The organism is Parageobacillus sp. VR-IP (assembly GCF_013357975.1).
Classification (GTDB): Bacteria; Bacillota; Bacilli; order Bacillales; family Anoxybacillaceae; genus Saccharococcus; species Saccharococcus caldoxylosilyticus.
On sequence record NZ_JABVYQ010000004.1, the window covers coordinates 270,803 to 295,590 of the forward strand.

General features: G+C 46.0%; 25 protein-coding genes, 4 pseudogenes and 1 other annotated feature. Of the genes and pseudogenes, 26 read left to right on the top strand and 3 right to left on the bottom strand.

Annotated features, from left to right (window positions below):
- The first annotated feature begins 66 nt into the window (after positions 1-66).
- The 25 genes and pseudogenes from HT574_RS11945 (at position 67) to pheA (ending at position 20,840) form a co-directional block, all read left to right on the top strand.
- Entirely contained in the window at positions 67-1,362 is a 1,296-nt protein-coding gene (locus HT574_RS11945; RefSeq protein WP_175244772.1) for a bifunctional folylpolyglutamate synthase/dihydrofolate synthase, read from the top strand.
- Positions 1,363-1,436: 74 nt separating this feature from the next.
- Positions 1,437-4,056, top strand: a pseudogene (locus HT574_RS20645) (VWA domain-containing protein).
- Positions 4,057-4,293: 237 nt separating this feature from the next.
- A pseudogene (locus HT574_RS11955) lies at positions 4,294-4,524 on the top strand (type II secretion system F family protein); the annotation flags it as partial.
- 97 nt (positions 4,525-4,621) lie between these two features.
- Positions 4,622-5,083, top strand: coding sequence for a pilus assembly FimT family protein (locus HT574_RS11960; protein ID WP_175244773.1), 462 nt, complete (start codon positions 4,622-4,624; stop codon positions 5,081-5,083).
- 21 nt (positions 5,084-5,104) lie between these two features.
- Positions 5,105-5,860 carry a prepilin peptidase gene (locus HT574_RS11965; RefSeq protein ID WP_175244774.1) on the top strand — a complete coding sequence of 252 codons (756 nt, stop codon included), beginning with the start codon at positions 5,105-5,107 and terminating at the stop codon, positions 5,858-5,860.
- An 8-nt stretch (positions 5,861-5,868) separates the two neighbouring features.
- A pseudogene (gene pilM, locus HT574_RS11970) lies at positions 5,869-6,581 on the top strand (type IV pilus biogenesis protein PilM); the annotation flags it as partial.
- Positions 6,580-7,335, top strand: coding sequence for a pilus assembly protein PilO (locus HT574_RS11975; protein ID WP_254698662.1), 756 nt, complete (start codon positions 6,580-6,582; stop codon positions 7,333-7,335). The pseudogene pilM and the gene HT574_RS11975, both read left to right, overlap by 2 nt.
- Before the next feature lie 19 nt (positions 7,336-7,354).
- Positions 7,355-7,816 (top strand): type II secretion system protein, encoded by a 462-nt coding sequence (locus HT574_RS11980; RefSeq protein WP_175244775.1) that lies wholly within the window; start codon positions 7,355-7,357, stop codon positions 7,814-7,816.
- A gap of 113 nt (positions 7,817-7,929) precedes the next feature.
- The gene (locus tag HT574_RS11985; protein WP_175244776.1) at positions 7,930-8,886 is read left to right on the top strand and encodes a stage II sporulation protein B; all 957 of its coding nucleotides are present in this window, start codon (positions 7,930-7,932) and stop codon (positions 8,884-8,886) included.
- A gap of 112 nt (positions 8,887-8,998) precedes the next feature.
- Positions 8,999-9,559, top strand: a complete 561-nt coding sequence (locus HT574_RS11990; protein WP_175244777.1) for a Maf family protein — start codon at positions 8,999-9,001, stop codon at positions 9,557-9,559.
- Positions 9,560-9,603: 44 nt separating this feature from the next.
- Positions 9,604-10,283, top strand: a pseudogene (gene radC / locus HT574_RS11995) (RadC family protein).
- Positions 10,284-10,447: 164 nt separating this feature from the next.
- Positions 10,448-11,470 (top strand): rod shape-determining protein, encoded by a 1,023-nt coding sequence (locus tag HT574_RS12000; RefSeq protein WP_017435517.1) that lies wholly within the window; start codon positions 10,448-10,450, stop codon positions 11,468-11,470.
- 21 nt (positions 11,471-11,491) lie between these two features.
- Complete coding sequence (mreC, locus tag HT574_RS12005) at positions 11,492-12,355, top strand: rod shape-determining protein MreC (RefSeq protein ID WP_175244778.1); 864 nt, start codon at positions 11,492-11,494, stop codon at positions 12,353-12,355.
- On the top strand, positions 12,352-12,870 hold the full coding sequence (mreD, locus tag HT574_RS12010) for a rod shape-determining protein MreD (RefSeq protein ID WP_175244779.1): 519 nt from the start codon (positions 12,352-12,354) through the stop codon (positions 12,868-12,870). The genes mreC and mreD overlap by 4 nt, the downstream gene beginning before the upstream one ends.
- A gap of 8 nt (positions 12,871-12,878) precedes the next feature.
- A complete protein-coding gene (minC, locus tag HT574_RS12015) occupies positions 12,879-13,598 on the top strand; it encodes a septum site-determining protein MinC (RefSeq protein WP_175244780.1) in 720 nt (239 codons plus the stop codon).
- Positions 13,599-13,600: 2 nt separating this feature from the next.
- Positions 13,601-14,404: a septum site-determining protein MinD gene (minD, locus tag HT574_RS12020; protein WP_175244781.1), complete on the top strand. Its 804-nt coding sequence runs from the start codon at positions 13,601-13,603 to the stop codon at positions 14,402-14,404.
- Between the two features lie 113 nt (positions 14,405-14,517).
- Positions 14,518-15,285 (top strand): M23 family metallopeptidase, encoded by a 768-nt coding sequence (locus tag HT574_RS12025; protein ID WP_175244782.1) that lies wholly within the window; start codon positions 14,518-14,520, stop codon positions 15,283-15,285.
- On the top strand, positions 15,278-16,141 hold the full coding sequence (locus HT574_RS12030; protein ID WP_175244783.1) for a M50 family metallopeptidase: 864 nt from the start codon (positions 15,278-15,280) through the stop codon (positions 16,139-16,141). The genes HT574_RS12025 and HT574_RS12030 overlap by 8 nt, the downstream gene beginning before the upstream one ends.
- 115 nt (positions 16,142-16,256) lie before the next feature.
- Positions 16,257-16,336, top strand: a sequence feature (ribosomal protein L21 leader region).
- 18 nt (positions 16,337-16,354) lie between these two features.
- Complete coding sequence (gene rplU / locus HT574_RS12035) at positions 16,355-16,663, top strand: 50S ribosomal protein L21 (protein ID WP_017435524.1); 309 nt, start codon at positions 16,355-16,357, stop codon at positions 16,661-16,663.
- Between the two features lie 11 nt (positions 16,664-16,674).
- The gene (locus tag HT574_RS12040; RefSeq protein ID WP_175244784.1) at positions 16,675-17,007 is read left to right on the top strand and encodes a ribosomal-processing cysteine protease Prp; all 333 of its coding nucleotides are present in this window, start codon (positions 16,675-16,677) and stop codon (positions 17,005-17,007) included.
- Positions 17,008-17,022: 15 nt separating this feature from the next.
- On the top strand, positions 17,023-17,313 hold the full coding sequence (gene rpmA, locus HT574_RS12045; protein ID WP_017435526.1) for a 50S ribosomal protein L27: 291 nt from the start codon (positions 17,023-17,025) through the stop codon (positions 17,311-17,313).
- A gap of 152 nt (positions 17,314-17,465) precedes the next feature.
- On the top strand, positions 17,466-18,008 hold the full coding sequence (locus tag HT574_RS12050) for a sporulation initiation phosphotransferase B (RefSeq protein ID WP_175244785.1): 543 nt from the start codon (positions 17,466-17,468) through the stop codon (positions 18,006-18,008).
- Between the two features lie 207 nt (positions 18,009-18,215).
- The gene (gene obgE, locus HT574_RS12055) at positions 18,216-19,502 is read left to right on the top strand and encodes a GTPase ObgE (RefSeq protein WP_175244786.1); all 1,287 of its coding nucleotides are present in this window, start codon (positions 18,216-18,218) and stop codon (positions 19,500-19,502) included.
- Positions 19,503-19,528: 26 nt separating this feature from the next.
- The gene (locus HT574_RS12060; protein WP_305798070.1) at positions 19,529-19,972 is read left to right on the top strand and encodes an ACT domain-containing protein; all 444 of its coding nucleotides are present in this window, start codon (positions 19,529-19,531) and stop codon (positions 19,970-19,972) included.
- A 19-nt stretch (positions 19,973-19,991) separates the two neighbouring features.
- Positions 19,992-20,840, top strand: a complete 849-nt coding sequence (gene pheA, locus HT574_RS12065) for a prephenate dehydratase (protein WP_175244788.1) — start codon at positions 19,992-19,994, stop codon at positions 20,838-20,840.
- 247 nt (positions 20,841-21,087) lie between these two features.
- Here pheA and HT574_RS20520 read toward each other — a convergent pair whose 3' ends face one another.
- The 3 genes from HT574_RS20520 to HT574_RS12080 form a co-directional block, all read right to left on the bottom strand.
- Positions 21,088-21,213: an NUDIX hydrolase gene (locus HT574_RS20520; protein WP_375154105.1), complete on the bottom strand. Its 126-nt coding sequence runs from the start codon at positions 21,211-21,213 to the stop codon at positions 21,088-21,090.
- Between the two features lie 224 nt (positions 21,214-21,437).
- Positions 21,438-21,977 carry a transcription repressor NadR gene (locus HT574_RS12075; protein ID WP_175244789.1) on the bottom strand — a complete coding sequence of 180 codons (540 nt, stop codon included), beginning with the start codon at positions 21,975-21,977 and terminating at the stop codon, positions 21,438-21,440.
- Between the two features lies 1 nt (position 21,978).
- Positions 21,979-23,118: an IscS subfamily cysteine desulfurase gene (locus HT574_RS12080; protein ID WP_175244790.1), complete on the bottom strand. Its 1,140-nt coding sequence runs from the start codon at positions 23,116-23,118 to the stop codon at positions 21,979-21,981.
- A 108-nt stretch (positions 23,119-23,226) separates the two neighbouring features.
- Between HT574_RS12080 and nadB the strand changes: the two genes are divergently transcribed.
- Complete coding sequence (gene nadB / locus HT574_RS12085) at positions 23,227-24,774, top strand: L-aspartate oxidase (RefSeq protein WP_175244791.1); 1,548 nt, start codon at positions 23,227-23,229, stop codon at positions 24,772-24,774.
- Positions 24,775-24,788: the final 14 nt, after the last annotated feature.

Sequence of the window (24,788 nt, forward strand, 5' to 3'; positions counted from 1 at the left end):
CATGAAGACGAGTCCATGATTTTGGATTCGTCTTTTTCTTATCATCATACAAGGAGGAACATGCCAATGGTTCGCACCTATGAGGAAGCGCTAGAGTGGATTCATGGACGTTTGCGTTTAGGAATAAAACCGGGATTAAAACGAATGGAATGGTTTATGGAAAAGCTCGGACATCCAGAACGCCGCATCAGGGCGATTCATATCGCGGGAACAAACGGCAAAGGGTCAACGGTGAGCTATTTGCGCCATATTTTACAAGCGGCAGGCTATTCTGTCGGCACGTTTACTTCGCCGTATGTCGAACAATTTAACGAACGCATCAGCGTCAACGGCAAGCCGATTGGCGATAAAGAAATTGTCAAACTCGTCCAAGTGATCAAGCCGCTTGTCGAGGAACTGGAGCAAACGGAACTTGGCGCGCCGACGGAATTTGAAGTGATTACTACGATGATGCTTTATTATTTCGGGAAAAAGAACATTCAAGACGTTGTGCTTATAGAAGCAGGACTTGGCGGCCGTCTTGATTCAACAAACATCATTTATCCGATTCTTTCCATTATCACCAACATCGGCTATGACCATATGAATATCTTGGGAGAAACATTAGATAAAATCGCGTTTGAAAAAGCAGGCATTATTAAATCAGGTGTACCGTTGATTACCGGCGCCGAGCAGCCGGAAGCCTGGACGGTGATTTCGGAAAAAGCGGCATCGCTGAAAGCAAAAACGTATCGGCTTGGAGAGGACTTTTTTATTGTTCGGCACGTGCCGATCACTGATGGAGAGCGTTTTTCGCTGGAAACGCCGTTTTCGCAATATCCGGATTTAAAAATTACGATGTTCGGGGCACATCAAGTGCAAAATGCGGCGCTGGCGGTGATGGCAGCGGAGTATTTGCGGATGTGCTATTCGTTTTTGATTGAAAAAGAACATATTTATGAAGGACTGGAAAAGGCGAAATGGATCGGACGATTCGAACGTGTAAGCAATAAGCCGCTTATTATTATTGACGGCGCTCATAATGAGGAAGGAATTCATAGTCTTGTTGATACGGTACGTTCGCACTATCCCGATAAAGATATTCACGTGTTATTTGCGGCGTTGGAGGATAAACCGCTTGATAAAATGATTCCGCCGCTTGCCGAAATCGCCGAAACGATTACGTTTACTTCGTTCGATTTTCCGCGCGCTGCATCCGCCGAACAGCTTGCTGAGCTGTGCGACCATCCGAACAAAGCGACGGCGGACGACTGGAAAGGCTGGATGAAAGAAACGAAAAAACAAAAACGAGGCGACGCTCTTTTCTTGATTACCGGATCGCTTTACTTTATTGCGGAAGTGAGAAAGTTTTTAAAAAAGTAATAACATTGTCATGAAAGCCATTGGTATAATAAAAGAAAAATAGTACTTTAGAAGGGGGAAGGGGAGGTGCGGCATTGTGGCGAAAGCGAATATCATTCATCGGAATTTTTGTGATTATATTAGGCTTTTTACATATCGATGCACAATTTGTACGGGCAGATAGCAAAAAAGAAGGGAATATTACTTTAGTAACGGATGAAAAAATTGAAGGATGGGCTACATCCCCGGGGGAAGGGAACGGAAAGGGAAACACGATCAGCCATTTTGTTGTCCGCATTAACGTAAAGGGACAGGAAAACACAACGGTAAGAAGCTATCGCGTAGACGCGGTCGAAGCGCCGGCCGACCGAAACGGCGAGAAAAAATATACGTTTTCGCTCGATATGATCGGCAAATGGCCGGCGGCGCAAGGAGAAACGGTAACATACAAAATTGTCGTTGATGCCTATCGAGAGAACGGGGAATATTTTTCTTTCCCATCTCTCCCTTATGAATACGTGAAAAGAAATTCCCAAAGCAGCACAGATTTAGACTTTGCCTTTACATCCCCGCAAAATGAATACGCGAAGCCGCCGAACGGGGATGCGCAAGGAAGATTGGATGTAACATTAACCCCAAAAGGAAGAGTGGACAACATCGTTCGCCCTCCGATTGATGTCGTGTTTGTGTTTGACGTGTCGGGATCAATGACGCTGATGAAGCTGCAAAGCGCTAAATGTGCGCTTCAATCCGCTGTTGATTATTTTAAAGCGAACTCCAATCCGAACGATCGTTTTGCTCTGATTCCGTTTTCCGATACAGTAGTAGCTAATAAAGTAGTTCCTTTTTCTGCAAAACAAGATGTCAAAGACCAATTAGATCTTATTGCCAGCACGGCGAACAGCTTTAATGCCGGCGGAGGAACGAACTATTCGGCGGCGTTGCAAACAACGCAATCATTTTTTAATGATCCATCGCGAAAAAAATATATCATTTTTTTAACTGATGGAATACCGACGGTGTTAAGAACTAAAGAAAAAGTCACGTTTGATTTTTTGGGAATTACATGGACAGAAATGGCAGATGTTGAGTATGTACTACTAGCTGACGGACGAACTGCCGTGCGAACAGCTTATTCGCAACATGGAATTAAACAATCAAGATATGTAAATTATCAAGATACAGAGGAGAAAATTCGTACGGACGCAATCAATATTGCTAGGAATCTCGGCATGAACAATATCGTACTCTATTCCATCGGCTTCGGTAATCATCAAGAAGTCGACATGGGCTATTTAGAAAAGCTATCCGCAATGACAGGCGGACAAGCGAAGCAAGGGACGCCGCAAAACTTAACAGAGATTTTCCAGGAGTTCTCGAAGCTGGCGACCGATCCGACGTTGAGCGGAACAGTGAAAATTCCGCTAACCTCGTTTGGCGGAAACGTAGAAATTGTCGAGACGGATGACGTTTGGCTCGATGAGAAAAAAGAAAATGCCTATATCACGTTTTCGATTTCGTATAAAGTAGGGCAGCTTGCCGCCGGCTGTCGTTTCGTTCCAAGACAGCAAATACGGCGCGCGGACGGCATCTTTAACTCCTCCTTCGCAGCGGATTGCAATGAAAGTCCGCTTGCATGAATCATTTGATATGTATTATGAAGCGGACAGCCGCGGCCTTATTACAAAATGGCAAGCGTTTGATTCAGCGACCAATTTGCTTGGGATGACGAAATATCCAAACGATGACGGATTGTTGATGCTTCCAGTAAAGGCGATGCAATTTAAGGAAGACGACGATTCCGTTCTTCTCGTCACGTACAATAACGATGAGACGGTAACGCTATATGTAAAACCGCGCGTGTCAATCATGACGGAAAGCGGCCAATCTGTCGCAAGCGGCGCGACCGTCACAGAACCGCCGATCGTAAAAATCACCGGTTTTGTCGTGGGGGAAGGCGTTACGTACGAATATAAAATCGAAAATTCAAAGCAAAGCAGCGATTGGACGCCGCTTTCTTCGCCGTACGAAATTCCGATCACTTCGGATGGAACATCGACAATATACGTGAAGGCGGAAGGCGGTTTAACGAAAGGGGACGGCATTACGACTGTATCGCTTACGTATATTAAGCTCATTCGCCAATTAACATTAGGAAGCTATAAACAGATGATGGAAATCGGCGAAACGCAGACAATTCCGGTTACGATCGTGCCAAGCGATGCGACGAATAAAATGCTGCAATGGATTTCGAGCAATCCGGACGTCGCGACGGTGTTGAATGGAACAGTCACAGCGGTTCAGCCGGGAACGGTAGAGATTACGGTGGAAGCAACAGACGGCAGCAATGCGGCGGCAAAGGCTACCATTACGGTCATTGATGCGTTCGTGCCGCTCAAAGAGATCCATTTCCAACAGGAAGTTTTATATATGACGATAGGCGAAGAGCTTGACATCGAATCGCAATTAACCTTTATTCCAAGTGATGCGACAGATAAACGCCTTGATTCTGTACAATCGTCCGCTCCGGAATATGTCGAAGCGCGCCTTCAGCAGGGCAACTGGTATATCGTTGCCAAAGATGTCGGATATTCGACGATTACCGCGATTGCCAAAGCGAAAACGGAGGATGGTAAAGAAATCAAAGATTCGATCACGGTGATTGTCCGAGAGGAATCGTCCAACGATGGAGAAAGCGGAAAGAATAGATGGTAAAACAAAAAGGGAGCCTGAACATTCGCTTTTAGGCTCCCTTTCTTTTTTACTCAAAGAACATTCCTGCGTCGTTTTATTTTACCACTAACTTGTCAACGACAAGAGACAGCTTTTTCACAAACGGCAATCCTTCACCACGGTTGATAAATACTGATTTATCATGGCGGATGACAAAGCGGGATTCTTCTGTTTGATCCGGCGATGAAGGAGGAATGAAGGAAAGGAGTCCGCCTTGTTTTTCCGCCTCTGGTGACGCAAATGATTACGATTGGCGAAGAAACGGGATCGCTGGACGCAATGCTGGCCGAAGTCGCCGATTTTTATGAAGCGGAAGTCGACGCCGGCACTGACCGGCTCAAATCGCTCATCGAGCCGCTCATGATCGTGCTGCTGGCAGGACTTGTCGGGACGATTGTCACCTCGATTATCGTACCGATGTACGATGTTTTTAACCATATTCAGCAATAAGTAGCAAGGAATATATTCTCATATATTCATAAATAATGTAAAATTATTAGGAAAAAAGTGTGATAAACACAAAAATAGGGAGAGGGGTATTGTTGCGATGAAACGATTGGTGAAAAACGAACGAGGGCTTACATTAATCGAATTGCTCGCCGTCATCGTCATTTTAGGGATTATCGGGGCGATTGCGATTTCAGCGATTGGGGGACTGATTGACAACTCGAAAAAAGACGCGCATGTAGCAAACGCGCAGCAAATGATTAACGCGGCGAAAATCGCGGTAACGTCGGATAAAGATTTGATTCCGGCAGATAAAAGCACTAAAAAAATTACATTAAAACAGCTAGAGGATGATGGATATTTAGAAACGGTGAAAGATCCGGATAAAACTCAGAATGGTTATGATGAAAATAATTTATATGTGAGGATAGCTAATGAGAACAACAAATTATCATACAGTGTAAAACTCATTAATGCAGAACGAGGAGTTCAAACTAAGCCAGGGGGACCTATCGCTGAAGATGACTTAAAACGTTCTGGAGTACGTGATAGTCCATCATAATATATAATGGCTTGATTTGAAATGATACAAGTATTCATTTTTATATACTCCCTCCTCCTTGGCTCTTTCTTTAATGTCGTCGGTCTGCGCGTGCCGGTTGGAGAGTCGATTGTCTTCCCTCGTTCGCATTGCCCACGCTGCAAGCGTACGCTTGCAGCGCGGGAGCTGATTCCGGTCGTGTCGTATGTGATGCAGGGCGGGAAGTGCCGGGGATGCGGAGGAAAAATATCGCCGTTATATCCGTTTATCGAGCTGTCGACGGCGCTTCTTTTTACGATTTCGCCGCTGTTGATAGGATGGTCCAAAGAATTGCTCGTCAGTTGGACGCTCATTTCGCTGTTGATGATTATCGTTGTCTCGGATATCCGCTATATGGTCATTCCTGATAAAGTGCTGCTTGCCTTTGCTTTTCTGTTTCTCATTGAGCGGCTGTTTATTCCGTTCATTCCATGGCGGGACGCGCTGATCGGCGCGGCCGCTGGCTTTTCGCTGCTTTTTTTCATCGCTGTTATCTCCAAAGGCGGCATGGGCGGCGGCGATATTAAACTGTTTGCTCTGCTTGGGTTTGTGTTAGGATGGAAAACGGTGCTGCTTGCTTTCTTTTTCTCTACCTTTTACGGGACGATCATTGGACTGGCCGGCATGGCGCTCGGCAAAGTGCGGCGCCGCGAGCCGATGCCGTTCGCGCCGGCGATTGCGCTTGGCGCATTAACGGCGCATTTCTTCGGCTACGATATCATTCAATGGTACAAGGGATTTATTTTCTTTTCAATATAAAGGGAAACATGAGCATGGTTAGGCTGTGGAAACGAAAGCATAAAACTGCTAATTTAGTGATTAAAGATCATGTCATCCGCTATGTCGAGACAAAGCCGGGCGACCCGTTGTCGATGCAGAAATGGGGCGAGCGTCCTCTTCCAAAAGGAATCATTCAAGACGGCAAAACGATCGACAGCGAGACGCTAGAAATGATTTTGGAAGAATGCGTGGACGAATGGAAATTAAAAGGGCGCCGCGTCCGTTTTATCGTTCCGGATTCTTTCGTGATGATTCGGCGCATTCCGCTTTCTGCTAATCTCGAAGATGTGAAATCCGCGGCTATTTATTTATGGAGTTGGGAGAGACGATTCCGGTGCCGTTTCCTAACCCGGTATTTGATTATGTTGTGGTAGAAAGGAAGAAGGAGGAAACGGTCATTTTGCTGTTTGCCGCTCCGGAAGAGGTGGTGTCTCATTATACCGGGTTATTCGAAAAGGTAAAGCTGCGCCCGATTGCCGCCGATGTTTCTCCTCTATGTGCATACCGGCTTTTTTATATCGCTCGCCAGATGACACGCGATGATCATATTTTGCTCATTCAATTTGATCAAACTTCCGTGAATGTGAGTGCGTTCTATGAACATAAACCCGCTTTTATGCGTCATTTTCCGCTCGAGCCGTATGAGGAAATGGAAATTGATAAAGCATCGCCGTTTATCGATCCGTTTGAAGATATATATGATGGCCGTACGTTTCTCAAAACGACAAGTTGTTATTTTGCTGCTGTTGTTCGTCGTATTTGGCGTCATATTTGCAGGATTGTATTTTTATTGGCTTTATCCGCGGCTTCAACAAATCGAACAGTTAACCAGCACGGTTATTAGCGAGAAAAAAATATTGGCGGCCATTAAAGCAGAAGCTGCCAGACAACGGGACGGCATGCCGGAAAGCATTGTAGCGCTGCAAAAGAAAATTCCGGTGAAACCGCTGACCGAGCAGCTTCTTCTTGATTTGGAAAAAGCAGAGGTCGTATCTGACAGCATGATTACCAGCATCAGCGTTTCTGAAGGTGAAAATGCTGCGGCAGGGGGAAAAGAAACAAACGCAACAGTGGGAAAAACAGAAACCAATATAGCGTCAGCGAAAAAGCAATCTTTCTCAGCCGCTTTGCCGGACGGGCTGAAAAAAGTGACCATGCAGCTAACGGTGCAATCGCCGTCCTATTATCAGCTGGAACGTTTTTTACAGACGCTTGAAAATTTGGGCCGAATTGTTTCCGTCGAATCGCTTTCATTTGTCGGTAATCCGGAGCTGACATCGGTCGATATAGAAGTAAACCCGCTGACTTATTCACTGACCGCTAGCGCTTTTTATTATCCAAAACTAGCACATTTACAAAAGATGCTGCCACAGCTGGATGTTCCCCCGCCGAGTGAAAAGGACAACCCGCTGATCGAAGTGATTCCCGGGGAGCAACTGCCAGCGCGGCAGTAACGGATGGCGGAGTGATCATATGCTGCTGAGGGGCAATCGTGGAATGACGCTGATCGAACTGCTGGCTGTCATTGTTATTTTCGGAGTTGTATCATCCATCGTGGTGATTGCGGTGCTGCAGCTGATCGAAAAATCAAAAGAGAGGGCGTTTGTATCGGATGCCTATGCGCTTTATGAGGCAGCGCGGCTTTATGTCGGGGCGGAAAAAGTGGAGTTTTTGCCAGCGCGCTCTTCGGCGTTGTTGACATACCGCCAGCTTGTCGAAGAAGGACTGCTTCATCCGCTCCAAGATCCGTTTACCGGCAATGTGCTGCCATGGGAAACGAATCCGTCTTATGTGCTTATCACCAAAGGTGAAGACGGATCGCTAAACTATTCTATTTGCTTAAAAGGAGAAACGAAGCAACTTTGCACTTATTCCGACACATCTCTAGAAGTTCCTGTCGAAGCATTGTCTGTGGAACAAATTCATGACCAATAAGCACAAAATTTGGCGAAATGATTTGCGAACAAGACGACAAATGTCTTGTTCTTTTTTTCTTTGTTTATGATAAGATAGGCGGAAAAGAGGGAAATGAGAAGGATGGTGGCACAATGGACAAGCAGCGACAGGAAATTACGGTGAGAATTAACGGAAAAGAGCGCCCATTTGCGGTGGATCACCCGCAGCAAAACGATAAAGCAAAACCACTGAAAGTCGTGATGGAAGAAAACGTGAGCAGCATAGAAGCTTCGAAGCAAACCGCCTCCTTCCCATCGATAAAAAAGAAGCAAAACAAGAGACCTAGATGGAATGCCCGCGCAAAATCAGCGCTCGTCTCCACTGTCATCGCGGTTATTGTTGGGACAAGCTTTGGTTTCATTGTATTAAATATGATTCCAAAGCAAAAAAGTCATTCGCTGCCTGCGGGGGAAGCAGCGCTATCTGCTCCCATAGAAACGGAAACTTCGACGCAGTCGGACATCAAACCAGTTAATGAAAATAGGGACGTTTCTTCTCCATTTACCATCAGCGTCATTCAAGCAGGAGTATTTTCAAATGCCAAAGCGGCAGCTGGCTATGCCAAGCGGCTGAAGTCTTCTTCCATTCCTGTTGTGACGGTGGGGGAGCAGCCGGTCGCCTTGTTGATCGGCGTCGGGCAGGACAAGGAGACGTTGCGGAAAGTCAGTCAGCTGTATGAAGACGGGGTGCAAAGCACATATATTAAATCATTGTCGTTTAACGATGCCGATAGCAGCAAACGCACTTCCGTCATTCAGGAAGGGGAAACGTTATATATGTATATGGCGGCTATTTCTGCCGTTTTGTTGGGGAAAGGCGACGTAAAAGGCGATGCGTGGGAGGAATTAGAAAAACATTATAAGCAGTTTGCTGCTAAATCGATTCCGAATGATAAGCATGTAAAACAATATGTTTCCGCGATAAAAAATGCCTATCTTGCCTTAGTTGCATACAAAACGAATCAGCAGGAAGAGCTGCTGCGGAAAACACAGCAAGAGCTGCTAGAAGCACTGCAATCATACATGTCCATTTTTCCATTGAGAAGCTAGACAGCTTCTTTTTTTCGTGTTATTTCGACTTTGAAAAATTGTGCCTGCCCGCAAAATTTGGTACGATACAGTTGTATCTTCCAATCTGAAGCGAGTGCAAAGGGTGATGATCGTGAAACAGTTAATTTTAGCGTCCAGTTCCCCACGCCGGAAACAGCTTCTTGAATTAGCGAACATCCCATTTCAAATCCTCGCCAGCCGCATTGAAGAATATGTTCATGAAGGGGAAGCACCAGAGCAAACGGTGCAGTCGCTTGCCTACCGAAAGGCGAAAGCGATTGCTACCCAACATCCTAATGCGTACGTCATCGGGGCAGATACGATTGTCGTCTATCAAAACAACATACTAGGAAAACCGAAAACGAAGGAAGAAGCAGCGCAAATGCTGCGTATGTTGTCGGGACAGGAGCATGAAGTATTGACAGGTGTAGCGATTCTTTCTCCGAGGGGACAAGCATTGTTTGTGGAAAAAACAAAAGTGTTTTTTTGGGATTTAACCGAGGAAGAAATTGCTGCTTACGTTGAGTCGGGGGAACCGATGGACAAAGCAGGAGCATACGGCATTCAAGGACGGGCTGCATTGTTTGTGAAACGAATTGAAGGCGATTATTTTACCGTTGTCGGGCTGCCGCTGTCGCGAACCGTGCGTGAACTAAAGCAGCTTGGCTGGTAATTGGCTTTGATCCGGAAAAGATAAAAGGGGGACAGGCAATTCAAATGACATGGATGATTCGCGATGTGCCAAAGGATGTTCGTCCGCGCGAACGTCTTCTTTCCTCTGGACCGGAAAGTTTGGCGGACCATGAGCTGCTTGCGATTTTGCTGAGGACGGGAACGAAAGAAGAATCCGTATTGCAGCTTGCCCACCGCCTGCTTCAGCGCTTTGAGGGACTTCGGCTGTTGAAAGATGCGACGGTCGAAGAAATAACAAGCATTAAAGGAATCGGGGCGACCAAAGCGATCCAAATTTTGGCGGCGATAGAGTTGGACGGCGCATTCACCGTCTTGGCTACCATGACCGCTATGTGATCCGTTCTCCCGAAGATGGGGCAAAATATGTGATGGAAGACATGCGTTTTTTGTCGCAGGAACATTTTGTCGCCATTTATTTAAACACAAAAAATCAAGTGATTCACCGCAAAACGGTATTTATCGGCAGTTTAAACGCCTCTATTGTTCATCCGCGCGAAGTGTTTAAAGAAGCAATCAAGCGCTCGGCTGCCTCCATTATTTGCGTGCATAACCATCCCTCCGGCGACCCAACCCCAAGTCGAGAAGATATTGATGTAACGAAGCGGCTTGCCGAATGCGGCCGGATCATTGGTATTGAACTCCTAGATCATCTAATTATTGGCGATCAAAAATTCGTCAGTTTGAAAGAAAAAGGGTATGTATAGCGGTTCTCATTTTTTGTCGAATCAGTTATAATATCAATTATGAGTTTTTATGAAAGCTGTGGGCGGTGTTGTACGGAACAGGGAAACACACTGATGAGCAAAATCGACAAATTTAGTGAATGATTTATAAAAAGCATTTCGTTTCAGAAAGGGAGATATCAAATATGTTTGGATTTGGGACAAAGGATCTCGGCATTGATTTAGGAACAGCAAATACGCTTGTATACGTAAAAGGAAAAGGGATTGTGGTAAGAGAACCATCGGTTGTCGCCATACAAAAGGATACGAAGCAGATTGTCGCGGTCGGCAATGAAGCAAAAAACATGATCGGCCGTACGCCTGGGAATGTCGTTGCACTGCGACCGATGAAAGATGGAGTGATCGCCGACTATGAAACGACAGCTACCATGATGAAATATTACATTAAACAGGCGACGAAAAATAAAGGATTTTTTGCTGGAAAACCGTACGTAATGGTATGTGTGCCATACGGGATCACTGCGGTGGAGGAGCGCGCCGTCATCGACGCGACGCGGCAGGCAGGAGCGCGTGATGCCTATACCATCGAAGAGCCGTTTGCTGCGGCGATCGGCGCGAATCTTCCTGTATGGGAGCCGACTGGCAGCATGGTTGTTGACATCGGCGGTGGTACGACGGAAGTAGCCGTCATTTCGCTTGGCGGCATCGTCACGAGCCAATCGATCCGCATCGCCGGCGATGAAATGGATGAAGCTATTATTCAATACATTCGTAAAACATATAATTTAATGATTGGCGAGCGGACGGCGGAGGCGATTAAAGTTGAAATAGGCTCGGCAGGACATCCGGAAGGAATCGGCAAAATGGAAATCCGCGGCCGTGACTTATTGACAGGGCTTCCGAAAACGATTGAAATCAGCGCCGAAGAAGTTGCCGAAGCGCTGCGCGATACCGTTTATGCGATTGTTGATTCTGTCAAAAATACGTTGGAAAAAACGCCGCCGGAGTTGGCGGCGGATATTATGGACCGCGGCATTGTCCTAACGGGCGGCGGCGCATTGCTACGCAATCTCGACAAAGTGATCAGCAAAGAAACCGATATGCCGGTCATTGTCGCCGAAAATCCGCTCGATTGTGTCGCAATCGGAACAGGAAAGGCGCTTGATCATATCGATTTATTCAAAAATAAAGCGAGAGACCATCGCTGACAGTAAGAGGGTGTCAACATCATGCCACAGTTCTTTTTAAATAAACGGCTCATTTTATTGCTTGTTAGCATGATTGTCCTCGTGGCATTGATTGGTTTTTCTTTAAAAGATCGCCAACTTACATGGCCGGAGCAGTTTTTGAAAGATACAACCGGTTTTGTACAATTGATTTTCCATAAGCCCGCACAGCTCGTTGCGGGCTTCTTTGAGAATATCAACGACATTAAAAATACATATAAAGAAAACAAGCTGCTGAAAGAAAGACTCGAGGAATATGTCACGCTAGAAGCGCAAGTGCAAACATTAAAAAAAGAAAATGAAAACCTGCGCGCCTTGTTGCATAAAACAGAGAGCCTGCGCGATTTTATCCCAATTCAAGCCACTGTGATCGGCAGAAATCCGGAACGTTGGCGGGAAACGATCATCGTGAACAAAGGAGAGCAGCACGGTGTCAAAAAGGATATGGCTGTCATTACTCCGGAAGGATTAGTCGGAAAAGTGCAGCATGCTTCTCAATTTACTTCCACCGTTCAATTATTGAGCGCGCTCGATCAAAATAGCCGCATTTCTGCGTACGTACAGGGGAAAGAAAACGTCTTCGGCCTCATCGAAGGATACGATGAAAAGCGGAGAGAGTTATTGCTAAAAGAAATTCCATTTGATGCAAAAGTGAAGAAAAAGCAAAAAGTGCTAACATCCGGTCTAGGCGGTATTTTCCCAAAAGGACTCCCTATCGGGGAAGTGACGAAAGTAGAGCCGGATCAATATGGCCTTACGAAAGTCGTTTACGTAAAGCCAGCCGCCAATTTATATGACGTTGATGACGTCATTATTGTCAAAAGAAAAATTGATGAAACGCTGCAAGAAAAGGAGGAAGCAGAGTGAAAAAATGGATGCTTCCTTTCCTTGCGATTTTATGTTTTGTAGCCGAAAGCATTTTTGTCGATTTGTGGCCAAAGAATGATTTATATATCGATTATTTTTTTGTGCCGCGCTTTTTTCTTGTTTTTCTTGTGTTTACGGCGGTCTATATTGGAAAAATGCGCGCAATGATTTACGGGCTTATTTTTGGTCTCTTGTATGATTGCGTCTATACCGAATTGCTTGGCGTTTATGCGTTTGCGTTTACATTAATCGCTTATCTCGCTGCCAAGGCGATGAAGGTACTTTACCAACATTGGTTCATCGCCTGCTTGCTTGCTCTCTTTTTTATCACCGTTCTGGAATTTTATGTGTACGGCATCCAACTGCTCATCGGGCGGACCGATATGCCTTGGCAAACGTTTTGTTCACACCGGTTATGGCCGACGCTGCTGCTTAACAGCGCATTTTTGCTTGTCTTTTCTTACCCGTTAAAGCAGCGGCTCGTAAAAATCAAACGCCTCGAACAGGAACATTAAAAAGGAAAATGAGTATTTTTGTAGAATTATTCGTTGAGGTGAACGTTGTGACGAAAAAAAAACAATACGTAATGATTAAAGGAACGAAAGATGGGCTAACGTTGCATCTCGATGACAATTGCTCCTATGACGATTTGTTGAGAGAGCTGGAAGAAAAGTTAACGGTTAGCGAAAAAATAGAACCGGACAGTCCGCTCGTTTCCGTTCATCTCAAAGTCGGAAACCGTTATTTGACACCGGAGCAGGAGGAAGAATTGCGCACGTTAATCCGCCGTACAAAAAATTTTGTCGTCTCCTCTATCGAAAGCAATGTCTTGACAAAGGAAGAGGCGCTCGAGTGGAAGCGAAAAACAGAGATTGTATCTGTTTCTAAAATTGTTCGTTCCGGTCAAGTGCTGCATGTGCAGGGAGACCTTTTATTGATCGGCGATGTCAATCCGGGGGGAACGGTGATTGCCGGCGGGAATATTTTTATACTTGGAGCATTGCGCGGCATCGCTCATGCTGGGTATTATGGGAATAAAGAAGCGGTTATTGCTGCATCAGTGATGAAGCCAACACAGCTGCGAATTAGTGATGTAATGAATCGGGCTCCCGATTATAAAACGGATGAAGGGAACGAAATGGAGTGCGCCTATATCGATGAACATAACCAAATTGTTGTTGATCGCTTGCAGCTGCTTATGCATTTGCGGCCGAATTTGACGCGGTTAGAAAGGAGAATGTGACAGTGGGAGAAGCTATCGTCATTACATCCGGAAAAGGCGGCGTCGGAAAAACGACGACAACTGCCAACGTTGGCACGGCGCTTGCTATACTTGGGAAGCGGGTTTGCCTTGTTGATACGGATATCGGGCTGCGCAATCTTGACGTCGTCATGGGGCTCGAGAACCGCATTATTTATGACTTGGTAGACGTTGTCGAAGGGCGTTGCACCGTGCAAAAAGCGCTAGTAAAGGATAAGCGGTTTGACAATCATCTTTATTTATTGCCGGCTGCGCAGACGAGCGACAAGTCCGCCGTTACCCCAGAGCAGATGAAACAGTTGGTGGACGAATTAAAACAAGATTACGATTATGTGCTAATTGATTGCCCGGCAGGTATTGAACAAGGCTACCGCAACGCAGTGGCAGGAGCGGATGAAGCGATTGTCGTAACGACTCCGGAGGTATCTGCGGTGCGCGATGCCGACCGAATCATCGGTCTGCTAGAAAGCGAAGAACATATGAAGCCGCCTCGCCTGATCATTAACCGCATTCGCGGCCATATGGTCAAAAACGGCGATATGCTCGATGTGGACGAAATTGTTATGCACTTGTCGATTGATTTATTAGGAATTATTGCCGATGATGAAAACGTCATCAAAGCTTCTAATAAAGGGGAACCGATCGTTTTAGATCCAAATAGCAAAGCATCGATCGCCTACCGAAACATCGCCAGAAGAATTCTCGGCGAATCCGTTCCACTGCTGCCGTTAGAGGAGGACCGAAAAGGATTGTTCTCGAAAATTAAAAAACTATTTGGCGTGCATTAATCGCCGCAATGAATCCCTGCAAATGAACAAGCAGGGATTTTTTTATCGAAATCATATCTAACAAGGTTGTCTAATAAACTAGTACAAACAATATTGGAAGGATGGTGAGAATAATGAATCGACGTGTCCGCGAAATTCGCAAGCGCATTGAAAAGCGGAGAAAAGCACGGCCGCATCACTACGAGGCACCCCGGCAGGCAGTATGGGACTTGACCGACGAAGAGCGGTACGGCCAGCCAGTCGTGACGTACGACCGCTATTCATTAGAAGAACCGCATCCTCTTTTTCACAAAGAGGTGTTCATTTTTAAAATGCTTCTTTCTGCTTGCCTTGTTTTAGTGACAGCCATTTTATTTAAAAATCCAGCTGATTCGTTAGAGCCTGCCCGTCAGTTTGTCAAAAACACGATGGAGCAAGAATTTCAATTTGCGGCTGTTTCCAAATGGTATGAAAAACAGTTTGGCGAGCCGCTCGCCTTTATTTCGCAAAAACCGGAAAGCGAAACAAAAACAACCGAAAATCAGTACGCTGTTCCTGCTTCGGGCCGTGTGTTGGAAAGCTTTCAGAAAAACGGCCAAGGCGTGATGATTGAAACGACAAGCAATGCGAAAGTCGAAGCGATGAATGAAGGGATCGTGACATTTGCCGGCACGAAAGAGAAGCTGGGGAAAACGGTGATCATTCAACACGCGGATGGAAGTGAATCGTGGTATGGCCATTTAGGCGCGATTTCTGTCAAATTGTATGATTTTGTTGAAACGGGCAAACAAGTTGGGACAGCAATGGCGAGCGCTGACGATCAAACAAAAGGGGTGTTTTATTTTGCGATAAAACAAGGAGACCATTTCATTGATCCGATTCAGGTGATTTCCTTTGAATAAGTATATCGCGTTATTGACAAAAATTCATGTGCATCCGCTATTATGGATGTTTTGCGGCATTGCTGTCATCACCGCCCACTTCCAGCAATTATTTCTATTATTTATGATCGTGTTTATCCATGAGCTGGGACACGCTGTTGCCGCCGCTTTTTTTTCTTGGAGGATCAGGCAAATTTTGCTTTTGCCGTTTGGTGGCATGGCGGAAGTCGAGGAATACGGGAACCGACCGTTCCGTGAAGATCTGATTGTAACACTCGCCGGTCCGGTACAGCATCTTTGGCTGATGGCTGTTGCGTTTTTTTTATGGAAGATTGGCTTTATCACAAGCGAAGGATTAGAGATGTTTACCCGTTACAATACCGCCATTCTTCTTATTAATTTATTGCCTATTTGGCCGCTGGATGGCGGCAGGCTGGCGTTTCTTCTTTTCACTTATTATTTTCCGTTTAGCGAAGCACATCAAAAGACGGTTTTGTTTTCCGCTGCGGCGCTTGTTTTTTTCGTCATCGGCATTTTGCTGATCGAGCCGAAACAGCTTGATTTATGGATCGTTGCCGCGTTTTTAATGATATCGTTGCAACAGGAATGGAAGCATCATCGGTATATCGTCATGCGTTTTTTGCTCGAGCGCTATTACGGGAAACGGAGCGATTATACAAAATTGCGGACGATTGCCGCTTCGGAAGAGGAGCGGATTTCCAATGTCTTGCAAAAATTTTACCGTGGACAAAAACATTCCGTCATTGTCACGAGAGCGAATCGTGAACGGGTGACGCTGGATGAAAATGAACTTTTGCACGCCTTTTTTGCCGAAAAACAAACCGATGCCTCGCTAGGCCAGCTCATTTATGCGTAAGAAAACGATGTTGACATTTTTCATTTTAGTATGATACTATACTTTACGTTGTAGAATTTTTGTGCCGCCGTCATGGAGGCGGACAAAAATGGTGCGGCTAATATATTTTACAGCACCCGTACTACAACCGCTCAGCGCGGGTTGCAAAGCGTTCTGCCAAGAACCGCCTTGTCGCTGGCGAGTCTGAGTCTATATAAGGAGGTGCAGTTTGATATGTACGCAATTATTGAAACTGGCGGTAAACAAATTAAAGTAGAGGAAGGGCAAGAAATTTACATCGAAAAAATTGATGCCCAAGAAGGTGAAACGGTAACCTTTGATAAAGTGTTACTGGTCGGCGGCGAAACGGTAAAAATCGGTAACCCTACAGTCGAAGGGGCAACGGTAACAGCGAAAGTACAAAAACATGGCCGTCAAAAGAAAATTATCGTGTTCAAATATAAAGCGAAAAAGAACTATCGCCGCAAACAAGGTCACCGTCAACCTTATACGAAAGTAGTCATCGAAAAAATTAACGCATAAAGGCGCTGCCAATGATTAAAGTAGAAATTGAACGCACGAAGGAAGGCAAAATTTGCGCGTTTACGATGAAAGGGCATGCGCATTTTGCCAAACATGGGCAAGATATTGTCTGTGCCGGCGCATCGGCCGTATCGTTCGGCACCGTCAACGCGATCGAAGCGCTGACAAAGATTCGGCCGCATGTTTCACTAGGGGAAACCGGCGGCTATCTTCGCTGTGAGCTTCCGGAAATTGAAGATGCAGCGACGGCAGAGAAAGTTCAGCTTCTTCTTGAAGCGATGCTCGTTTCCCTGCAGACGATAGAGCGTGATTACGGAGAATATATTCGCATTATTCAGCGATAGCAGGAGGTGACAAGGATGCTAAGACTAGATCTCCAATTTTTTGCTTCGAAAAAAGGGGTAGGTTCGACGAAAAACGGCCGTGACTCCATTGCGAAACGCCTTGGGGCAAAACGCGCTGACGGCCAATTCGTTACTGGCGGTTCGATTCTTTACCGTCAACGCGGCACGAAAGTTCATCCAGGATTGAACGTTGGACGCGGCGGTGACGATACGCTGTACGCAAAAATCGACGGCATCGTTCGTTTTGAACGTCTTGGCCGCGACCGCAAAAAAGTAAGCGTCTATCCTGTCAGCAAAGAAGCATAAGCAAATGTGAAGAAACTCTAACCATATGGTTAGAGTTTTTTGTTTTTCCAAAAATGATGAAAAACCATTCACGTTTTTTGTAAAAAAATGCTATAGTAAAGATAAATGAATGATAGATAAAGTCGTGTAAATTAGGAATAGGAGCGCTATGGATGGAGAAACAATGGAGAATTGTCGATGTACTGCGCCATTCCCGCCACGACTGGCTAAATAAAATTCAGCTTATTAAAGGAAATCTGGCGCTAAATAAAATAGAGCGGGTTTACGAAATTATCAATGACATTATCCGTGAGATGCAGCACGAAACAAAGCTGACCAATTTAAAGGCGGTGCAATTTGCCGAGCTCCTTATGACTTATAACTGGCAGCCGCGGCTTATTTCCTTGGAGTATGAAGTGCTTGGCGAGGAACGTGACTTATCGCTTTATGATGAAGATTTGACGCAATGGAGCAGCAGCTTTTTAGCGTTTATGGAGAAGCAGGCGGATGGACGTCAGGAAAATCATATGAGCATTTCCATTGAAGTGATGCCGCAAGGGACAAACATATTTTTTGATTACAGCGGGACAATACAAGATGAAAATGAGGTTAAGCGCTGGCTTCATAACTGCCAGTTGCCGCCATCCATTTATCTTGACACTTTTGACGTACATACGAACGAAATGACCATACTGATCAAAATTGTATTTAGCTGAGTACGGACGCGGAGTGGGGAAAGCCGTTTATTTTTCGCGTGCAGCAGCCTGGCCGTTGCCCGGCACTTTTTGTTATATCAATGTCCCTTTTCGTTTCGCCTTTGCTGCTTTTTTCATGAAGCAACATACTATTGACAGCCTTTCCTTTGCTTTTGTATACAATAATAAACAGTGATAGCATTTCAACAACAGATCGGAGGAACGAAGATGTTTGTCGACCAAGTGAAAATTTACGTAAAAGGCGGTGACGGCGGCAACGGAATGGTTGCATTCCGCCGCGAAAAATACGTGCCAAAAGGCGGTCCTGCCGGCGGTGATGGCGGAAAAGGCGGAGATGTTGTTTTCGTTGTCGACGAAGGATTAAGGACGCTGATGGATTTCCGCTATCAACGCCATTTTAAGGCGGCGCGGGGGGAAAATGGCATGTCGAAAAATCAGCACGGAAAAAACGGTGAAGATTTGATCGTTAAAGTGCCGCCTGGGACGGTTGTCATCGATGCCGATACGAATCAAGTGCTAGCCGATTTAACAGAAAACGGTCAACGGTTTGTCGTCGCAAAAGGCGGACGCGGCGGACGAGGAAATACACGTTTTGCCACGCCGGCAAACCCAGCGCCGGAAATTGCCGAAAATGGGGAGCCGGGAGAAGAACGCAACGTCATTCTTGAATTGAAGCTGCTTGCCGATGTCGGTTTAGTCGGCTTTCCAAGTGTCGGAAAATCGACGCTTCTTTCTGTCGTTTCCGCGGCGAAGCCAAAAATTGCCGAATATCATTTTACTACGCTTGTTCCTAATTTAGGTGTGGTCGAAACGGATGACGGCAGAAGCTTTGTTATGGCCGATCTTCCTGGGCTGATTGAAGGAGCCCATCAAGGCGTCGGGTTAGGCCATCAGTTTTTGCGCCATATAGAACGGACGCGCATCATCGTCCATGTCATTGATATGGCGGCGACGGAAGGGCGGGATCCGTATGAAGATTATTTAGTGATCAATGAGGAGTTAAAACAATACAATTTGCGCCTAACGGAACGCCCGCAAATTATTGCCGCTAATAAAATGGACATGCCGAATGCCGAAGAAAACTTGCAAAAGTTTAAAGAAAAAATCGGGGATAACGTACCGATTTTTCCAATTTCTGCAGTGACTAGACAAGGGGTGCGCGAACTGCTATTTGCCATCGCCGACCTTTTGGAAACAACGCCGGAATTCCCGCTTCACGAAGTGGAAGAGCCAGCGGTGCAGCGCGTCGTCTACAAGTATGAAAAAGAGGAGCCGCCATTTACGATTGCAAGAGGCAGCGATGGTGCGTTTATTTTATCTGGGGAAAAAGTAGAAAAACTATTTAAAATGACCGACTTTTCAAGGGAAGAATCCGTCCGCCGCTTTGCGCGGCAGCTGCGGGCGATGGGAGTGGATGACGCGTTGCGCGAACGTGGTGCGAAAGATGGCGATATTGTAAGGCTGTTGGATTATGAATTTGAATTTGTCGATTAATGTTGAAAGGGGCAGGGGAGGCTTCATTGGATAAAAAATTTTATTTAGTTCGCGAGGATGTATTGCCGGAAGCGATGAAAAAGGTGCTGCTGGCCAAAGAATTGCTAGAACGCAAAAAAGTCGATTCGGTTGCCGAGGCGGCGCAGCTTGTCGATATCAGCAGGAGTGTATTTTATAAATACCGTGATGCGGTATTTCCGTTCCAGACCGTAATCAAAGAAAACATTGTTACGTTATTTTTCCATTTAGAAGACCGTTCCGGCACACTTTCCCAACTGCTCGGTGTTGTTGCCGCCGCCGGCTGCAACGTGCTGACGATTCATCAGACGATTCCACTTCAAGGCCGCGCCAATGTTACACTATCCATTAGCACCAATGACATGAAAGAAGATATCAATGAGCTGCTTTCAAAATTGCGGCGTCTGGAGTTTGTCGAAAAGGTAGAGATTGTCGGTTCAGGAGTGTATTAACGCAAGGGAGAGGCAAGGCATGAAAATAGGCTATTTAGGACCAAAAGCGACATTTACGGACTTAGCGGTAACGACGATATTTCCGGATAGCGAAAAAATTCCATACGATACGATTCCGGAATGCATCGATGCCGTCAGCAAGGAAGAGATCGATGCCGGCGTCGTGCCGCTGGAAAATGCGCTAGAAGGATCCGTGAATTTAACGTTGGACTATTTGATTCATGAACAATTGCTGCCGATCGTCGGGGAAATTATCGCCCCGATTCAGCAGCATTTAATGGTGCATCCGTACCACGCCCATCATTGGAGGGAGATCAAAGAAGTTTATTCGCACTCCCATGCAATCGCCCAATGCCATAAATTTTTGCATACGACTTTGAAAAACGCCAAACAGGTGTATATGACATCGACGAGCGCGGCGGCCAAATTTGTCAGTGAACACCCGCATCTTCCGGTTGCGGCGATCGCCAACCGGCTGGCGGCACAAGAGTACGGGCTGACGATTGTGCATGAAAACATTCACGACTACGATTATAACCATACGCGCTTTATTGTCGTCCGCAAACAAAATAAGCCGCTGGATATCGATTCGCCGCTTTATGCGGGCGATAAAACAACGCTTGTCGTCATGCTTCCAAAAGATCAGCCAGGCGCGCTTCACCAAGTGCTGTCCGCGTTTGCTTGGCGCAAATTAAACTTGACGAAAATCGAGTCGCGCCCGGCAAAAACCGGGCTTGGCAACTATTTTTTTATCATTGACATTGATCAAAAAATGGATGATGTCCTTATCCCCGGGGCCATTGCAGAACTAGAGGCGCTTGAATGTACGGTGCAAGTGCTAGGAAGTTATCCGTATTATATTATTTGATGATAAATCTAATGATAGATCACGATGGCCAAACAAGAACCATCCCTGGTTAAAAACGCAGGGATGGTTTTATATGTTTTTCTATGATACGGTAATGTCTTTGGATCATTTGTTCTGGGAGCCGATTCACATCTAATGATTCGTCGGGATTTGCGTGGATTGTCGGCATTTGCGTGGATTTCTCCAGAAAATTCACTTGTTTCATACACGATCGTAACGGTGTAAAATTCGTCTCCATTAGGAACTTTTACGTACGCGCCTGGTCGGAAAGAACATCAAGGAGACGGCAACTTCCGATGGTGAGCCCTGTTTCTTCCCATTCTTCCCATACTTCCCGCCTCGCTGTTTCTTCAGCCGATTCTCCAAGCTCCATTAATCCGCCGGGAAGTCCCCAATATCCATACGGTTATCTGTGCTTTTGCAGCAATACTTCATTTTTCATTTTTAACGATTGCTAACGCGTCAGCTAAAATGGCGGGGCGATGGCCGGCAAGGGCGCACAGTTCTTCAATGTAACCCATGCAGTTTTTCCTTTCTGTTATGTTGTTTCGAAAAATAAAAAAAGAGCCCTTACCATCTATTGTAAGGGACGAATCTCTACGATTCAATGAGCAGCCCGGCTTTTTTGAGAGCGTGACAAGCGGCATCAAGCTTGGCGACAGAGTCCGCTTCAATCGTATGAAGATGGGTGCCGTCTGTCAGCTGCAGCAAATACGACGATTTTGTTTCTTCAATTTTTTGAATAAATTGATCGACCTCCAGGCGATTGCTGACCATGATCGAGGCCGTCAAGTCTCCGTATACGGGGTGTTCAATTTTCACATCCTTGACGGTGACGCCATGGTCGACGAGAATATACAATTCCTCTTTTGTCTGTTCGGGCGTATGGAAGCAGGCAATCGTGCGCGTATATGTTTGTGCCGGAATGTTTGGCGGCAGGTATAAATAGCCTTGGCTTGTGGCGATAATCGGTTCATTGCGCGCTTTTAAGAGCGAAATATCCTGCACGATCACCTGGCGGCTGACGTTCGTTTTTGCCGCGAGTTCGGCGCCGGTGATCGGCCTTTTGCTTTCTTTCAGCCATTGCAAAATGAGCTGGCGCCGCTGTTCTCCAAGAATTTTTTTCTCTTCTTTCAACTCATTCAAACTCCTTTCTTTGCTGACTGATTCGCTCAAGGGAAGATACGAGTTGGTCAATGTCCTTTTCCGTCGTCCATTTCCCAAATGAAACACGTATAAACTGTTTTGCTTCCTCTGCTGATTTTCCAGCTGCCAGCATCGTCCGCGATGGAGCTTGTTTTCCAATTTGACACGCACTTCCAGTTGAAATGGCGATGTTATCGCGATTGCATTCAAGCATGACATATTGCCCTTCGATTCCGTGAACGGAAAGACCGATAATGTGTGGCAGCCGCATGTGAGGATGGCCCTCTACCGTAATTGGCAATTGCTTTTCGCGAATCATTGCCAAAAAGTGGCGGCGCAGCTGCTCGAAACGCGTTTGTTCGGCCTCTATATTTTCACAAATGTGCTGTGCCGCTGTAATAAAAGAAGCGATTCCAGGCACATTGACTGTCCCTGGACGAAAACCATATTCATGGGTGGCGTTAGGAAAACATGGCTGCCAATTGATGCGCGGGTCAATATATACTGCCCCGACCCCTTTTGGCCCATAAATTTTATGAGCAGAAATGGAAAGGCTGTCGATACACATCTTTTTTACATCTATTCGTATTTTACCAAAAGTTTGGACACAATCGCTATGAAAGATTACCCCATGACGCCGCAGCAGCTGTCCAATTTCGGCAATTGGCTGTATGGTTCCGATTTCCGAATTGGCATGTTGAATCGAAGCGAGAATCGTTTTTGGCGTAATCGCCCGCTGTAAATCGTGAAGGCGAATTTGGCCAAAATGGTCCACCGGCAAATAAGTGACTGAAAATCCTTCCATTTCTAGCTGCTTAAAAAGATGGTAAAGGGAAGCATGTTCGATTTCCGTTGTGATGAGATGGTTGCCACGGTGACGGTGTGCGTTAACAAGCGAGCGGACAGCCAGAATGTTTGCTTCCGTACCTCCGCTTGTAAAGTAAACTCCCCGTTCCTCCCCATTGATGAGATAGGACAGTTCCCTTCTGCATAGCGTTAAAAGCCGTTCGGCTGCGCTGCCAATATCATGCAGGCTGCTTGCGTTTCCAAAATAAGCGGATGCAGCTTCTACATAGGTTTGCAGAGCTTCTTCGCTCATCGGCGTCGTCGCCGCATAGTCTAAATAAATCATTGCCATCCGTCCTTTATTTTCAAAATGGTAAACAAAACTCTTGTCATTAGTTTAAATATGTGTCAATATATGTGTCAAGACATATAAAATCAGGAGGCGCTTTTCGGGATGGAAAATGAGGTTATTATTGTCGGCAGCGGTATCGCCGCCTTAACTACCGCCTATTATTTGCATGAGCATAAAAATGTGACGATTTTCACAAAAAGGAGAAAGGAGGAGAGCAACTCGTGGCTGGCGCAAGGTGGGGTGGCTGCGGCCATTTCTGTAGAAGATCATTGGCAATGCCATTTTCATGATACGATTGCGGCCGGCTGCTACCATAACGATGAAAAAATGGTGGAACTGCTTGTCCGCGAAGGACCAAAGCGAATTTCTGAATGGATGAGGGAGGGACTGCGGTTTGATACCAAGAAAGATGGAAGCCTTCACTTCGGGCGCGAAGGGGGGCATGGCAAGCGGCGCATTTTGCATGCGGGAGGTGATCAAACAGGGAGGACAATTGTTGCGTTTTTGCTTGAAAAGCTAGCGGGACGTGTGCGAATGGTTGAGAACGAATATGTAATGGAACTGCTTGTTAAACATGGGCAGTGTGTCGGGATAAAAACGAAAAACCGTTCAGGGCAAATCGCGTTCCATTACGCGAACACTGTCGTACTTGCTGCGGGCGGCTGTGCAGGCATCTATGCTTTTTCTTCTAATTCCCAGGCGGCGACGGGTGATGGAATTGCGTTGGCGTACCGCGCGGGCGCGAAAATGGCGGATATGGAGTTTATTCAGTTTCATCCAACAATGTTATTGGCTGATGGCAAAGCGGTCAGCTTAATTTCGGAAGCAGTGCGCGGCGAAGGAGCAGTGTTAGTGACGGAAGACGGGCGCAAGGTGATGAAGTCTGTTCATCCATTACAGGATTTAGCGCCGCGCGACATTGTCGCACGCGCGATTTATGCTGAAATCCAGCACGGTCACCGCGTTTATTTAGATGTTTCGATGATTGCCCGTTTTCGTGAACGATTCCCAACGATTGCGAAACTATGCCAAGCATACGGGATAGACATTGATAAAGGAAAGATTCCAATCGTTCCAGGTGCCCACTTCTTAATGGGAGGCGTCCATGTGAATGATCACGGGCAGACGTCGATTCAAGGGTTATATGCCGTCGGTGAGGTAGCTTGTACGGGTGTTCACGGAGCAAATCGGTTAGCTAGCAATTCTCTGTTAGAGGGGATTGTGTTCGGAGCGCGTGCTGCGGAGGCTATCCGAAGAGAAACAGTGTCGCCGGTACAATTGCGTAAAAAAACAAATGATATACACAGCAACAAAAAGGTCGTGAACGACTTGCCAGAAATATCAACCATTCAAACGATCATGTCAACATATGTTGGCATCGTTCGTGATGAACAAGGATTGCAATATGCAAAAAAATGGTTCGAACAATTTCCATTGTCATATTTTGCGAACAGCTCTCTTGATCATTTTTCCATTAATGAAATTGCAATTATGCATATGTTGCTAACGGGCTGGCTAATCACGACGTCTGCTCTGCAGCGTACGGAAAGCAGGGGAGGGCATTACCGTTCCGACTATCCATTTGAGCGGAAGCAATGGAAGCAGCGGCGGATTTGGCGGACAAAGAGCGAGCTAAATGTAATAGCGTAGCAAAAGTATCCATA

Coding starts and splice junctions, on each gene's coding strand:
- HT574_RS11945 (WP_175244772.1), top strand. CDS start 67: ATGGTTCGCACCTATGAGGAAGCGCTAGAGTGGATTCATGGACGTTTG.
- HT574_RS11960 (WP_175244773.1), top strand. CDS start 4,622: ATGAAACGATTGGTGAAAAACGAACGAGGGCTTACATTAATCGAATTG.
- HT574_RS11965 (WP_175244774.1), top strand. CDS start 5,105: ATGATACAAGTATTCATTTTTATATACTCCCTCCTCCTTGGCTCTTTC.
- HT574_RS11975 (WP_254698662.1), top strand. CDS start 6,580: ATGATGGCCGTACGTTTCTCAAAACGACAAGTTGTTATTTTGCTGCTG.
- HT574_RS11980 (WP_175244775.1), top strand. CDS start 7,355: ATGCTGCTGAGGGGCAATCGTGGAATGACGCTGATCGAACTGCTGGCT.
- HT574_RS11985 (WP_175244776.1), top strand. CDS start 7,930: ATGGACAAGCAGCGACAGGAAATTACGGTGAGAATTAACGGAAAAGAG.
- HT574_RS12000 (WP_017435517.1), top strand. CDS start 10,448: ATGTTTGGATTTGGGACAAAGGATCTCGGCATTGATTTAGGAACAGCA.
- mreC (WP_175244778.1), top strand. CDS start 11,492: ATGCCACAGTTCTTTTTAAATAAACGGCTCATTTTATTGCTTGTTAGC.
- minC (WP_175244780.1), top strand. CDS start 12,879: ATGAGTATTTTTGTAGAATTATTCGTTGAGGTGAACGTTGTGACGAAA.
- HT574_RS12025 (WP_175244782.1), top strand. CDS start 14,518: ATGAATCGACGTGTCCGCGAAATTCGCAAGCGCATTGAAAAGCGGAGA.
- rplU (WP_017435524.1), top strand. CDS start 16,355: ATGTACGCAATTATTGAAACTGGCGGTAAACAAATTAAAGTAGAGGAA.
- HT574_RS12040 (WP_175244784.1), top strand. CDS start 16,675: ATGATTAAAGTAGAAATTGAACGCACGAAGGAAGGCAAAATTTGCGCG.
- rpmA (WP_017435526.1), top strand. CDS start 17,023: ATGCTAAGACTAGATCTCCAATTTTTTGCTTCGAAAAAAGGGGTAGGT.
- HT574_RS12050 (WP_175244785.1), top strand. CDS start 17,466: ATGGAGAAACAATGGAGAATTGTCGATGTACTGCGCCATTCCCGCCAC.
- obgE (WP_175244786.1), top strand. CDS start 18,216: ATGTTTGTCGACCAAGTGAAAATTTACGTAAAAGGCGGTGACGGCGGC.
- pheA (WP_175244788.1), top strand. CDS start 19,992: ATGAAAATAGGCTATTTAGGACCAAAAGCGACATTTACGGACTTAGCG.
- HT574_RS20520 (WP_375154105.1), bottom strand. CDS start 21,213: ATGGAGCTTGGAGAATCGGCTGAAGAAACAGCGAGGCGGGAAGTATGG.
- HT574_RS12080 (WP_175244790.1), bottom strand. CDS start 23,118: ATGATTTATTTAGACTATGCGGCGACGACGCCGATGAGCGAAGAAGCT.
- nadB (WP_175244791.1), top strand. CDS start 23,227: ATGGAAAATGAGGTTATTATTGTCGGCAGCGGTATCGCCGCCTTAACT.